This window comes from Moraxella sp. (genome assembly GCF_024227015.1).
Taxonomy (GTDB): Bacteria; Pseudomonadota; Gammaproteobacteria; order Pseudomonadales; family Moraxellaceae; genus Moraxella.
Genome location: NZ_JAAELD010000096.1, coordinates 1 through 706 on the forward strand (window position 1 = coordinate 1; position 706 = coordinate 706).

Consider the following 706-nt stretch of genomic DNA (forward strand, 5'->3'; position numbering starts at 1 on the left):
CTCACGCGCTCCCAATTGCACTAACACGTTGGTGGCACTGCGGCGGACATCAGAATCAGTGTCTTTTAGCAATTCGATTAACGGCGGAACAGCCTCACGCGCTCCCAATTGCACTAACACGTTGGCGGCACTGCTGCGGACATCTTTATCGGTGTCTTTGAGCAATTCGATTAACGGCGGAACAGCCTCATGCGCTCCTAATTGCCCTAACCTGTCAGCGGCACTGCGGCGGACATCTTTATCTGTGTCTTTAAGCAATTGGATTAACGGCTGAACCGCCTCACGCGATCCCAATCGCGCTAACCCGTATGCTGCACTGTGGCGGACATCCGGATATGTGTCTTTGAGCAATTTTGTTAACGGCTTAACCGTTTCAGGTGTACCCAATTTAGCCAGCGCATCGGTGACATTTTTACGGATATCAGGATCATCGTCAGTCGTCAAAGGCAACAAAAAATGGGTGAGTTGAAGTTGATGGGGTGCATGACTGCTTCCCAATGCCTCAATAATCTTTACTTTGACCTTTTCATTTTGCTTTGGTAATAGTTCCTTTAAGCGATCAATACTTTCAATCGAACGAAAGCTGGCTAACTTATCTATGGTTTGATGAGATAAGTCCCTATTATGTATGCCAATATACTGATTCGCAAAACATAAGACTTTATCAATCTCACCGTTTTCCCAATCCGCTTCTAATCGTTCTGCC

The 706-nt window shown here is 46.5% G+C and carries 1 protein-coding gene; it reads right to left on the reverse strand.

Translation table 11 applies throughout. The annotated features are described in order from the left end of the window. On the reverse strand, positions 1-706 hold a 706-nt coding region (locus GY683_RS02160), incomplete at both ends, for a HEAT repeat domain-containing protein (protein ID WP_297287188.1).